Here is a 14,870-nt window from a genome sequence, read left to right on the forward strand (position 1 = left end):
AATAAATACCTACTAACATATGATGAGAAAATTACTTTACTCGTTTTTATTTTTTATTTATACCAAATCTGTGCCCCAAAGATTGTTTATTCCAAATTTAAGATTGCTTTGTGTTGGGATGTTTTTTGTGGTTTCTTTTGGGTTTGCTCAAACTACTGAGATGCTAACTGGTAATGGTAGTTTTAATACTTCTGGAATAAATTCTATCACAGTTGAATGTTGGGGTGGTGGAGGCGCTGGTGGTGCAGGTATAGGGGCGTCGGGAGCCGGCGGCGGCGGCGGCGGCGGCGCATATACCAAAAGCACTATTACTGTTTTTCCTGCATTTATTAACTATTCTGTTGGTAATGGAGGAACGGGTGGGACAACAAGTTCAGGTGGCACAGGAAATGGACAAAATGGAGCAACAACTACTTTTGGGTCTATTTCAGCTTCTGGAGGATTTGGAGGAACGCGTGGTAATTCTGGTGGTGGTACTGGCGGAGCACCCGGAACAGGTGGGACTTATTCAGGGGGAAGCGGAAGAAATAGTGTTTCTAATGGAAATGGTGGCGGTGGTGGATCTAGTGCAGGAACAGGATCTGACGGTAATAGCCCAACAACAGTATCAGCAGGAGGAATTGCTCCAGCAGGCGGTGGTGCCGGCGGTGCTGGTGGTGTATCTTGGTATTTTTTCGTAGAAATAGGGTCTGACGGTTCTCCAGGAATTTTACCTGGCGGCGGCGGCGGCGGCGGCGATGGAGGAACATTTAATAATGGTGATGGTGGCAATGGAGGTGCTGGCCAAATAAGAATTACATATTGCCGTAATTTTAGCATTAGTTCATTGTCAAACAATGGTCCTATTTGTGGTAGTGCTGGTAGTGCTACAATTACAGTATCTTCTACTCCTACTGGATTACCCGTAGGAAATTATACAGTTACCTATAATACAAGTTCTCAAACAGGACTTACAGCTAATATGAATGTTGTTGCCGCAGGAAGTGGTACATCTGGTACTTTTACTGCAACGGGAATGCCTGCGAATGGTACATCTATAGTTAGGGTTACTGGACTTGCGCTAACTTCTGGGGCATGCACTACAACAGGATTGAATAATTCGACAACTGTTACTATAACTGCGGTTCCAACTATTAGCTATAGTGCTGCATCTTTTTGTAAATCAAATACAACGGCACAGTCAGTAACCAGAACTGGAGTAAATGGTGGGCCATATAGTGTTGCGCCAACAACAGGTTTGTCAATAAATACTTCGACAGGAGCAATTACCCCTTCAACAAGTGCAGCAGGAACATATACAGTTTCTTATGCTTATCCTGCATCGGGTGGTTGTCCAGCAGGTTCAGCTACAACTTCCGTTACAATTAATAATGTGCCGACTGCCACACCCGGACCACCTTTAACCGCTATCTGCCAAAGTGGGACGTCAGCAGCTATGGGCGGATCAGTTGGAGGCGGAGCTACAGTCGGGACATGGACCGGAGGGGCAGGAAGTTGGAATAATGCATCTAATCCTTCGATGGCTACATATACAGCAGGAGCATCAGAATCAGGAACGATCACATTGACTTTAACGGCCTCAAATGCATCATGTGCTAATGTTATAACAACCAAAACAATAACTGTAAATCCAATTGTTGCGGCTTCTGTGAGTATTGCAGCAAATCCGCTAGGGGCAATCTGTTCTGGAACATCAGTAACATTTACTGCAACACCAACAAACGGCGGAACAGCTCCAACTTATCAGTGGACAGTTAATGGAACAAATGCTGGTACAGGTGCAACTTATTCAAGTTCAGCTTTATCTAATAATGATGTTGTTAGGTGCGTTATGACGTCAAATGCAAATTGCGTAACAGGAAGTCCAGCCACATCGGCAGGTATAACAATGGTCGTTAATCCAATTGTTTCGGCTTCTGTGAGTATTGCAGCTTCTTCTTCTGGAGAAATTTGTTCGGGCACACCAGTAACATTTACTGCAACACCAACTTATGGTGGAACAGCACCAAACTATCAATGGAAAAAAAACGGAACGAATGTTGGTACAGGTACAACTTATTCAAGTTCGACTTTGGCAAATAATGACGTTGTAACATGTGTCATGATCTCTAATGCTTCTCCATGTTTGACAGGAAGTCCAGCTACGTCTAATCCAATTACCATGACTGTAAATCCGAATCTTCCAGCCTCTGTTAGCATTGTGGCTTCTCCGTCAGGAGCAATATGCTCAGGCACGCCAGTGACATTTACGGCAACGCCTACTTATGGAGGTGCGGCTCCTGTGTATCAATGGTACAAGGGGACGACAGCTATTTTAGGAGCGACGAATTCAACATATACTAGTAATGCATTGGCAAATTCAGATGTAATAACAGTTCAAATGACATCGAATGCTACGTGTGCAACTGGAAGCCCAGCTACATCTAGTCCTATTACCATGACTGTAAATCCAAATCTTGTGGCTTCTGTGAATATTGCAGCCAATCCATCGGGAGCAATTTGTTCAGGAACATCAGTGACGTTTACTGCCACGCCTACTTATGGAGGTACGTCTCCTAATTATCAATGGTTTAAGGGAGGGATAGCTATATTAGGCGCGACGAATTCTACATATACTAGTAATTCATTGGCAAATTCAGATGTGATCACAGTTCAAATGACATCGAATGCTACCTGTGTAACAGGAAGTCCAGCCACATCAAGTCCTCTAACCATGACTGTAAACCCAATACCAGCAACCCCATTAACTTCACAGAACAATGTATCTTGTAATGGTTTAGGAAGTATAAAATTAACAGGATTGCCAACAGGAGACTGGAAAGTTTATCTAAATGATCAGTCAGGAGCACATCAATACTCTCGTCAAAATGCAGAAACAGATCTGACTATTAATAATCTAACAGTAGGAACATATGATTTTACTGTTCAAGATATTTCTTCGGGATGTATTTCAGGTATGGCATCTGTGCACTTAATAGATACTAGTTTAAGCACAGAGTGGGATGGTAATGGATGGACAGATGGTCCTCCAGATGAAAATACAAGTGTTAAGATTACTTCGGTTATGCCAAATAAGCCATTTGAGTCTATGTCCGCAACTAACTTAACAATTTGTTCTTTAACCATTACCGCTACAGATGGAGATGTAATTATTCCATCAGAAATGACTTTAACCGTCACAAACGGTATAACAAGTAACGGTAAATTGGTTTTTGAAAGTGGTTCAAGTTTATTGCAAGGAGCAAATGCTGTAAATTCAGGTAATATTTCTTATAAAAGAAAAGTTGATTTGACCCGTTACGATGTAGTTTATTGGGGATCACCAGTAACGGATGCAAATATGACGATGGCTAAGTTTTCTCCAAACACTTTGTGGGATAAATACCATCATTGGGACGCTGCTAGCGGACAATGGATCCCTGATAACTTTGGTGAAAGAGTTATGGAAGAGGGAGTGGGTTATAGCATCAGAGCTCCACAATATTTTAGCTTAACTAGCCCAAGCACATTTGAAGGTATATTTGTTGGAGTGCCAAATAATGGAGACGTATCAGTTCCTGTATTAGAAAATAAATTAAACTTTATAGGTAACCCTTACCCTTCTCCAATAAGCGCAAAAGAGTTGATGCTGGCAAATAAAACCCAATTAGGATCATTATATTTTTGGTCACACAATTCGCCTCCGCAAATTATTCCAGGAACTACTACTTTTCAGTACCTAAGTTCAGATTTTGTGGTTTTTAATGGAACAGGTTCGACAAGAGTAAATGATGATCCTGCTACAGAATTTAAAGGTTTTATTGGGGCAGGACAAGCTTTTTTTACAATATCTCCTGCAGGTGCAACGGCAATTAAATTTAGTAATGATCTTCGTAAAGCAAGCTCACAGAATACACAATTTTATAAACCAAGTGAAGCCAGTAAAACTGAAGGTAACCGTCTTTGGCTGAATATTGCAAACTCACAAGGCGCTTTTAAACAGATATTAATCGGATATGTTGAAGGAGCGACTAATGGTATTGATTTCAGTTATGACGCCACGACAAGAGGAGGTACTACTTATATTGATTTTTATAGTATCAGTGAATCTAGAAAATTAACGATTCAAGGTCGTGCACTTCCTTTTGATGATACAGACGTAGTTCCTTTAGGTTATAAGAGTGGTGTTGATGAAAAAGGTGATCGTAACTTCACGATTTCTATTGATCATGCAGACGGATTCTTTGCTACTCAAGCTGTATACTTAGAAGATAAAGCTCTAGGTAAAATAATAGATTTACGAAAAGAGAATTATACTTTCTTTAGTTTATCAGGAAGCAATTCAACTCGTTTTTCGATTCGTTATACAAATAAAACCTTAGGGACAGATGATTTTGAAAATCTTGAGAATACGGTTTTAGTTTCAGTGAAAGACAAAGCAGTAAATATTACATCATCTAAAGAAACGATTAAAGAAGTACATGTTTACAACGTTGGAGCGCAGTTGTTATATAGCAATAACAAAGTGAATGCTTCAGACTTGCAAATTAAAAACTTACATTCTAGTGATCAAGTATTATTGGTAAAAATAACCTTAGAAAACGGACATACCTTTACTAAAAAAGTTATTTTTTCTAATCTGTAAAATAATATAGCGTCATATTTAAAAGCCCATTCGTAAAAGGATGGGCTTTTTTTGTACTTAAAATATCCCTAAATCTTGGTATTGCGCATATTACCTTAACTTTATAAATTTAGCTTAATTCTTACAAAATTAACTTTAATTATACTGTTTTGATTAAAAATTTATTTTATTCTTTAATTTCACTTTTGCTCATTCCTGGTTCAAGTCTTTTTGCACAACAGGGTAAAGTCGATCATACTTTTAACGCATTTGATGACGGACAAAACGGAGACGGTTTTGACGGAGCTGTACGAACTCTTCTCTTACAAAAAAATGGTAGTTTGATTGTTGGAGGTGATTATCTTAGTTTAAACGGATTTCCAGTCTCTTATCTTACGTGTTTAAATCCTAACGGATCTATTGATGAAAGTTTTAATACAGGTACAGGCCTTAATGGCAAAATTTACGCATCATATTTACAGCCAGACGGTAAAATTATCTTAGGAGGAAATTTTACAATGTATAACGGAATTAATGTGGGAAGACTTATTCGCCTCAATCCTGATGGATCTTATGACCCAACTTTTAATACTACGGTAGGAGTGACAACAGGAATTGTCTATGACATTACAATGCAGTCAGATGGGAAAATAATAATTGTTGGAAGTTTTACAAAATATACAAATACAACAGTGAATCGAGTGGCTCGTTTGTCTTCAAACGGAACACTCGATTCTTCATTTTTGACTGGTTCTGGTTCAACTTTAAATATTACTCATGTTAAGATAACAGATGATGAAAAAGTCATTCTTACAGGTAATTTTATCACGTTTAATGGAATTTCGGCAAATAGAATTGTACGCTTAAATAGTAATGGCAGTTTCGATTTTACTTTTAATTGTGGGGATGGGTTTAATGATGATGTTAACGCCATCGCATTGCAATCTGATGGAAAAATCGTATTAGGAGGAAACTTTACCACATTCAATAATGCTGTAGCCAATCGTCTTATTCGATTAAATATAGATGGTACAAAAGACGAAAGTTTTCAAACAGGATTAGGTTTTAGTAAAGAAGGAGTTCAAACCTTAAAAATAGATTTAAACGGAGATTTAATGGTAGGAGGATCTTTTACAGGTTTGTACAATAGCAACGATGTTAATAGACTAGTTTTTCTAAATCCGGATGGAACCGTAAAATCAAATTTTGATATTGGCTCTGGGCCTTCTTCTGCATCTGTTTTATGTCTAGAATTTGACGAAGAAGGTTCTTGGTTTGTTGGAGGATCTTTTTATGTGTTTAATGGTCTCAATCAAGGCAGATTGGCTAAAATTAATAACGAAGGCGAACACGATATTGGTTATTTGTCATCAGGAATAGGTTTTGATAATTCTGTTTTGAGTCTTTTACCACTTCCAAATCAAAAAACAATTGTTGGGGGTAATTTCAGTAAATTCAATGGAGTACCAGTTTCAAGAATAACCTGTTTGTTAGAAGACGGTTCACTTGATCCATCCTTTAATACTGGAAAATCTGGTGCAAATAACTTAGTAAAAACAATTGCCTTACAGACTGATGGGAAAGCAATTATTGGAGGAAATTTTACAAAGTATAATGATATAAACAGTAACAGGATTGTTAGAATTTTATCTAATGGAGAAATCGATAATTCATTTAATAGCGGAGACGGGTTTAATTCCCAAGTCTACGCCCTGGCAATTCAGAATGACCAAAAAATAATTGTTGCAGGCGCATTCACAAAATACAATGGCACAAGTTTGAATAGGATTGTAAGACTTCTTCCAGATGGCTCAAAAGACACCAGTTTTAATATTGGTTTGGGCGCCGATGGAACTATTGAAGCGATATTGATACAATCTGATGGAAAGATTCTTCTTGGGGGGCATTTTAAAACTTTTAATGCACAGTCTTTTTCTGGTTTAGTTCGTCTAAATTCTGATGGCAGTATTGATTCTAGCTTTAATATTCAAAATGGTTTTGATAAATATGTTTATGCATTGGCACTCCAATCAAATAAAAAAATTATTGTTGGAGGAACATTTTTAACGTTTAATGGCATTCCTGAAAAAAGAATAGTTCGGCTAAATAGTGATGGAAGTCTTGATAATGCATTTGAATCTGGAACTGGTTTTAGTAAAGGAGATGTCCGTTCAATTTTAGTACAGCCAGATGACCGAATTTTGGTTGGAGGAGCTTTTTCGGGAACATACAATAATACGGCATCTTCCAGACTTATTAGGTTGATGCCTTCTGGAGTTTTTGATAATTCTTTTACTGCGCCTTTAAATAACACCCTGTTTGATATGAAATTTAGTGCAGATTATAAATTGTTTATTGGAGGTAATTTTAATTCAGTTGCAGGTATATCAAAACATAGAGTCGCTCGTTTAAAACTTTGTGTAAATACTACAGTTTGGAATGGCGAGATATGGTCAAACGGCCCGCCATCAGCAGGAAAAGATGTATATTTTAAAGAGAATTTCCCGCAACTAACCAGTACTGCTATTTGCGGTTGCAATATTGATCAAGGTAAGACCGTGACCTTGTTAGAAAAAAATACTCTCGCAGTAGAGTTTGCATATACTGGTTCTGGAACTTTAGTCTTAGAAGATGCAGCAAGTTTATATCAGTCAGATGATGATATGGTAAATACAGGAATTATTCATTTAATAAGAAAAACAAAACCGGTAATCCGTTATGATATGACCTATTGGTCTTCGCCTGTTGATAAGCAAACAATGAAAGATTTTTCACCAGATACTCTTGGAGATAAATACTATTGGCATGACCCAATTTCTAACTGGATAATCGATTATAATGGAACTATGGATATGATTCCTGGGCAAGGTTACTGTATTAGGGCTCCGCAAAATTATTCAATTACTGATCGCAAAATATTTGAGGGGACTTTTAAAGGGATTCCGAACAATGGTAAAATAGATGCTGAGTTTAAAGTAGTAAATAGCCTTTATCTGATAGGAAACCCATATCCTTCGGCCATAAATGCAGATCTTTTTATAAAAAACAATTCTTCAAAAATACACGGTGCTCTTTATTTTTGGACGCATAGCACACCTCCTTCCAATGGCAAATATTCAGCAGATGACTGCGTGGTATATAATCTTTTAGGAGGTGTTGGAATAAGTTCTTCTTTAAATTCAGAAAATTATAATACAACACCAGATGGCACAATAGCTTCTGGGCAAGGCTTTTTTGTACAAAGTAAAACAGTAGGTGTTATTGAGTTTAATAATAATATGAGAATCAAAGCTCATAATAGCAGCTTTTTTAGACCTAGTTCTCAAAGTCAAGTCGAAAATGAGAAATTTCGATTTTGGCTTAATCTCCATAATGGGAAAAATGCCCTAAAACAAATTTTATTAGGTTATGACAAAGAAGCTTCCAATTCTCTAGACTATTATGATGCAGTAATTTTCAGTTCAAGTCAAGAAATTGATTTTTACAGCATTTTAGAGAATAAAAAATTGGTAATTCAAGGAAGAGCAATGCCATGGACAGAAAGTGATTTTATTAATTTGGGATATAAAACGACTGTTAAAACGGCTTTGAATTTAGAGATTGACCACCAAGATCCATTATTTGATGAAATCAGTATTTTTTTAGTGGATAAAACGCTAAATAAATGTCATAATCTTTCCGAAAGTGCATATCAATTTGATTCTGAAGCAGGAACTTTTAACAATCGGTTTTCAATAATTTATGCCAATAAAAATTTAGGAATTACAACTTTTGAAAACATTTCTAAGAGCATTTTAATATCAAATAAAAATCATGTGATAAATATTGAATCGTTCGATGAAAAAATCAATGAGGTTATAATTTTTGATATTTCAGGAAATGAATTATACAAAAAGAATCAGCTTGAAAGTAAAAAAATATCAATTCAAAATTTATTCTCTTCTCACCAAGTTTTGTTAGTAAAAGTCATTTTTGAAAATGGAAAATCTGTTTCTAAAAAAGTAGTTTTTTAAAAGAAACAGTAAATAATCTATTGTAAATCCTCTGTGTAAAAAGCAAAGGATTTTTTTATATTTCGTTGTTAATGAGTTATTTAATTAAAAATTAACAGTTTTTTCCTATTTTATAAATTTTCTAGCTCAAACGTGTTAAAATTAAGGGGTTAGTATTGTAAGGGTGATTTTAATGTAAATAAAATCGTACCTTGTTTAAGGTTTTAATCGATTAAATGCAAATTAATTCGATTAAGCGCAGTTTCCTTATAAGCCTTTTCTAATGTATTTTTTTCTTAAAAAGCGAAAGCTTTAAAACGGTCATTTTATCAGCCTTTAATTAATTGTGACTCTATAAAAATCATAGCCTAAAATATGCTTTAAACGATTAAGTCTCCCAGATTTCGCAATTAATCTTTTTGAGTTTGAATTTATTTTTCAATTACTAAAATGCCACAAGATGAAAAAAGATTTACTTACTGTGCTGAGTTTCTTCAGCTTTTCAACTTTAGTAACTTATATTAGAAAACCCTTAGAATTTAGTGGGAAATTTAAAATCATAATGATTTTGGTTTTATCATTTTTTTATACTTCTTCAAAAGCACAAACTATAGTACATGCAGTTCCTTCTAGTAATGCTTCTTTTCCTCTTCCAGCAGGTATGGATGTTGTTACTGTAGAAGCTTGGGGAGGTGGAGGTGCAGGCGGAGCCGCTTTTGCGGGCTCAGGATGGGGAAGAGGTGCTCCTGGCGGCGGCGGCGGGGCTTATGCTTTAGGAAATATTACAGGAATAACAACATCAACTTTAAATGTTGTTGTTGGTACTCCCGGTGCGGGCGGAACAGGTAATGGAGCCAGTGGTGGACCATCTTTTATAACAGGTTTTTCTGGAGTTTTTTACGCGCCAGGGGGAGCTGGTGGTGTTGCCAATCTTCCAACTACAGGAGATAATCCTCCTGTTGCAACGCCTGCCACTACAGGTGTTAAAGGAAGTATTACAGCGACAAATGGAGGAGCTTCGGGAACAGGGTATAATAGTTTGCTCAATTTAGCTCTTTCATCTGGAAATGGTGGAGATGCAGCCAATCTTGGCCTGCAAAAAGGGGGAAAAGGAGGGGTTGGTTATTCTAGTCTTTTAGGAGCAAATGGTGCAGGGAAGCCTGGACAGGAATATGGAGGAGGAGGTTCAGGAGCGGCTAGTTCTTTGCCTTTAATAGGGTCACCAACTTTATATAACGGAGGAAGTGGTGCAAAAGGTTATGTTAGCATTACTTATACTTGTAAAGCGTATAGTTTTACCTCAATATCAGCATCAAATGTTTGCACGGCAACGGGGACAACTTCACAGGTACAACTTACTGGCACACCAGCAAGTTTGCCTGCGGGTATATATACAGTAAACTACAGTACAAGTAGTCCATCGGCTACATTAACGGCTTCAATGGAAGTTCTGTCTCCAGGAGGTTCAGGAAATTTCACTGCTGCTGGTTTAAATCTTTTAGGGTCAAGTAGAATAACAGTTAATTCTTTAACTTCTGTAGATTGTGTTTCTTCATTTTCTTCAAACAATTATGTAGATATTGTAGTTGGAGCGCAACCAACATTGACATTGAGTGCAACAACTGCAGTATGTGCAAGTACAAGTTTGCAAAGTACCACATTGCCGTATAGTAACGCTACCAATTCTCCTTCTACTTATAGCATAACTTGGAATGCAAGTCCAACAAATAGTTTTTTGCCAGTGGTAAATGCAGCTTTACCGGCAAGTCCAATCAATATTTCAATACCTGCCAATACATCACAGGGTACTTATACAGGAAATTTAACGGTGAAAAATGCAGCAGGCTGTACATCAATAGTATATAGTTTTAATGTTACAGTAAATCCGCTACCAGCAATTACATTAGGCAGTATAGCTGGAGTTTGTACAAGTGCGGCTCTACAAAATGTAACATTGCCTTATACAGCTCCCGCCAATTCACCAACAACCTATAGTATTACTTGGGGTGCAAATCCGCCTAATAACTTTGGGACAATTACAAATGCAAATTTAACAACAAATTCAATAAGTATTGCCGTTCCAGCGGGAACAGCAGCGGGAACTTATACAGGAACCTTAACGGTAAAAAATGCGAATGGATGTACTTCGACACCAAGTAATTTTACAGTAAACGTAAATTCATTACCATCAATCACGCTTGGAACAGCCAGCTCGGTTTGTTTTAATGCTGCAGCTCAGACCTCTAATTTAAGCTATAGCGCTCCCGCCAATTCGCCAGCATCTTACAGCATTGTCTGGAACACGAGCCCTACGAATAATTTTTTGGCAGTTACAGATGCCGTTTTAACTGCCAGTCCGATAAGTATTGCTGTTCCAGCGGGAACAGCAGTGGGAACTTATACAGGAACCTTAACGGTAAAAAACGCGAATGGATGTACTTCGACACCAAGTAATTTTACAGTAAACGTAAATTCATTACCATCAATCACGCTTGGAACAGCTGGCGCGGTTTGTTTTAATGCTGCAGCTCAGACCTCTAATTTAAGCTATAGCGCTCCCGCCAATTCGCCAGCATCTTACAGCATTGTCTGGAACACGAGCCCTACGAATAATTTTTTGGCAGTTACAGATGTCGTTTTAACCGCCAGTCCAATAAGTATTGCCGTTCCAGCGGGAACAGCAGCGGGAACTTATACAGGAACCTTAACGGTAAAAAACGCGAATGGATGTATTTCGACACCAAGTAATTTTACAGTAACCGTTAATTCGTCTCCAACAATTACAACTTCAGGAAATTTAACTCCAGTTTGCCAAAATGCATTAGCGCAAACAGCATCTTTGCCATATTCTGCCACAGCTGGTTCACCTATTAGCTATTCAATAGATTGGGCAATTTTAAATGATCAAACGACTACCTCTTTTTCTTTTGATTCTGCGGGAGGAAATGTAAATAATATTAGTGTTCCTGCCAATGCAGCAGCTGGAACTTATAGTGGAGTAATGACAATTTTCACATCAAATGGATGTCAAACGACACAAGCAATTTCACTAACAATTAACAGTCTTCCAACTATAAGCACATCAGGAGTCTTTACTCCGGTTTGTCAGAGTTCATTGGCGCAGACTACTACATTAAATTATAACTCGACAACAGGATCTCCAACGAATTATGCAATTGACTGGGTTGTTTTAACCGATCAAGGCACAACACCATTTCCTTTTAGTTCGGGATCAGGAGAAATTGTCAATATAAATGTTCCAGCAAATACCGTAGCAGGAACTTATAATGGGGTCATGACAATTACAACTTCTAATGGCTGCCCAGTAAGTCAGGCAGTTTCTTTAACGGTAAATCCAGTTGTAACTGCACCCGTAGCTTCTGTTACCCAACTTCCAACTTGTGTAAACAATACGGGGATAATAACAGTAACTTCTCCGGCTTCAGGAACTGGATATACTTATAGTATCGATGGAGTAGATTTTAGTAATACTTCAGGAGTATTTGCAGGTTTATCTTCAGGAGGTTATAATGTGCAAATAAAAAATAATACATCAGGATGCGAATCACAACCAACACCCGTCACAATAAATGCTTTTGTGACTAAAGCATGGAATGGAAGTGTTGATGCCAATTGGGCAAACCCCGCTAACTGGACTCCTACAGGAGTTCCTGTTGCAACAGATTGTATTGATATTCCAGATGTAGGTATTGATCCGATAATTTCTGGAACAAACGGAAGTTTTTTTGCTAGCAGATTAACGATTCAAAATAATGGTTCTTTGATTGTGGAAAGCACCAATACAATTACGGTAACCAATGAAGTGAATGTGTTAGGTAATGGAGTTTTTGTCTTTGAAAATAATTCAAGTTTGGTGCAAGTTTCAGATGTGGCGAATTTTGGAAATATTACCTATAAAAGAAATACAACTCCTGTAAGACGTTATGATGTTACCTATTGGTCTTCTCCAGTAACCCGTGATCCAGCATTTACATTACATGATTTGTCTCCGAATACGCTGTGGGACAAATTTCACAGATATGATTCATCTGTTGGATGGATATTAATTGATAATGGAGCAGGAGAAATGGTAAAGGGAAATGGTTATAGTATTAGAGCTCCTCAATCTTATGATTTGAATAATGCTCAAATTTTTGGTGGAGAATTCGTTGGTGTACCAAATAATGGAACTATTTCGGGACCAACCACTGTAGCTGGAAAATTAGTTTTTCTAGGAAATCCATATCCTTCAGCGATTTATGCAGATCAATTTATTCATGACAATGCAGATCGTTTGTACGGGACATTGTATTTTTGGACACATAATAGCCTTCCTACTCTGATACCAGGCAGTAATACCTTTACTTACACTAGCACGGATTTTGCCTATTACAATTTATCAGGACAGGTAGATGTAGGACAAATGGAAGGAACAGGAGCATCGTCTCCAGGAAATAAAGTTCCGCCAGCAGGATATATTGTTTCGGGGCAAGGTTTTTTTGCTAAAACTTTAACGGGTCAGAGCGTTGTCTATACAAATTCGATGCGTGTTGCTAGTTTTAACAGTCAGTTTTTTAAATCTAAAGCTGATGCTGATGTAGAAAAACATCGTGTCTGGTTGAATTTGACAAATACACAAGGAGCGTTTAAGCAATTACTTATCGGGTATATAACTGGCGCCACTAACTCGTGGGATAATAGTTACGATGCAACGACAATGAACGCCAATCCGTATCTTGATTTTTATAGTATAAATGAAGGTAAAAAACTAGTTATCCAAGGAAGAGCCGTACCTTTTGTTGTTTCCGATACGATACCTTTAGGATATAAATCGACAATTCCAGAAGGTAATTTTACAATGACGATAGACCATACCGATGGGAATTTAAGTACTCAGGATATTTACCTGCAAGACAATGTAACAAAGACTATTCATAATCTTAAAACGGGTAGTTATACTTTTACATCGGCACCAGGAACTTTTCTTAATCGTTTTGTATTACGATATACAAATAAGGATGATAAACCGCTTGGTAATGAAGATTTTGATAATCAGAATCAGCAGATAATTGTTTCTGTTAAAGATAAAAACATCAAACTGCAATCTATTTCAGACCAGGAAAATCTTCAAGAAGCTGCTATTTATGATACAGGGGGTACATTATTATACCTTAAAAAACAAATTGGAAACAAAGAATGGCTTATAACAAACTTTCAATCGGGACCTCAAGTATTATTCGTCAAAATGACTTTAGATAACGGAAAAACGGTTACAAAGAAAATAGTATTTAGATAAAATGAAAAGCGGTTGAGGCTTTAAAATCTCAACCGCTTTTTTATTAAAGGGTTCGCTGCAAATTTTGATGCGTATTTTTAACAGCTTTTTCGTTTTTATAGTCAATCCACTTTTGCCCCTGAATTTTTCGCATCATAATATCAAAATGGCGCATTATAAAAACATTATACGCTGCTTTAGATAAATTGACAATGTTTTTTGGAAAAGAGCGTAGACTCATTGAAAAACCTGGTGTTAGATATTTCATATAATGCCAGTATCCCTCAGGCATATACAGCATTTCACCATGTTTTAAGTTAGTGATATAACCTTCGACATTTTTGAGTGCTGGAAATTTTTCATAATCAGGATTGTCAAAATCAATATCTTCTCTCGAAATTAAGGCATGAGGAACTTTATACATAAATTTGGACTGATTTGGAGGAAAAATCATGCATTGCTTTTCGCCATGAAAATGGAAATGAAGAATGTTCGAGTAGTCAATATCATAATGCATAAAAACCCTCGAATTTTCTCCTCCAAAAAACAGCATTGGCATTTGCTTCACTAATTTCAAACCAATATCGGGCCATAAAAAGTCGTTTTTTAACGAAGGAACCTCTTTCATTAGATTATAAAGAAAAATACGGTAATTGGTAGGTTTTTCTTCTAATAAGTCGATGTACTCACTCATTTTCATGGTGGTATGCGCCTCGTTAAATCCGTCTTCGTGGTTTACAGGTCTGTCGTCGTATAAAGGAACGATTGAATTTCCTGCGATTTCTTTTATATAAGATAATTTCCATTTGTTATAAGCTGGCCAATCTTCGGTCAATTGTTCAATAACAACAGGAATTTGTTTTTTTACATAATGGGAAACAAAATCTTCTTTGGAGATTTTTTTAACCCTTTCTATTTGTTTTAACTTCATTTTATTAAATAAAAAAATTGCTTATAGTCTGAGCTATAAGCAATTTAAAAAATTTTGTTGAAATTATTG

General features: G+C 36.9%; 4 protein-coding genes. 3 read left to right on the forward strand and 1 reads right to left on the reverse strand.

Features of this window, described 5'->3' with window-relative positions:
* Positions 1–19 precede the first annotated feature (19 nt).
* The 3 genes from AAYQ05_RS02595 (at position 20) to AAYQ05_RS02605 (ending at position 13,891) form a co-directional block, all read left to right on the forward strand.
* Positions 20–4,624 (forward strand): RemA C-terminal-like gliding motility protein, encoded by a 4,605-nt coding sequence (locus AAYQ05_RS02595; protein ID WP_343540945.1) that lies wholly within the window; start codon positions 20–22, stop codon positions 4,622–4,624.
* A 149-nt stretch (positions 4,625–4,773) separates the two neighbouring features.
* A complete protein-coding gene (locus AAYQ05_RS02600; RefSeq protein ID WP_343540947.1) occupies positions 4,774–8,616 on the forward strand; it encodes a RemA C-terminal-like gliding motility protein in 3,843 nt (1,280 codons plus the stop codon).
* A gap of 439 nt (positions 8,617–9,055) precedes the next feature.
* On the forward strand, positions 9,056–13,891 hold the full coding sequence (locus tag AAYQ05_RS02605; RefSeq protein WP_343540949.1) for a RemA C-terminal-like gliding motility protein: 4,836 nt from the start codon (positions 9,056–9,058) through the stop codon (positions 13,889–13,891).
* A gap of 43 nt (positions 13,892–13,934) precedes the next feature.
* Here AAYQ05_RS02605 and AAYQ05_RS02610 read toward each other — a convergent pair whose 3' ends face one another.
* Complete coding sequence (locus AAYQ05_RS02610; protein WP_343540950.1) at positions 13,935–14,801, reverse strand: cupin-like domain-containing protein; 867 nt, start codon at positions 14,799–14,801, stop codon at positions 13,935–13,937.
* Positions 14,802–14,870: the final 69 nt, after the last annotated feature.

Origin of the sequence: Flavobacterium movens, from assembly GCF_039581425.1 — a bacterium.
Taxonomy (GTDB): Bacteria; Bacteroidota; Bacteroidia; order Flavobacteriales; family Flavobacteriaceae; genus Flavobacterium; species Flavobacterium luteolum.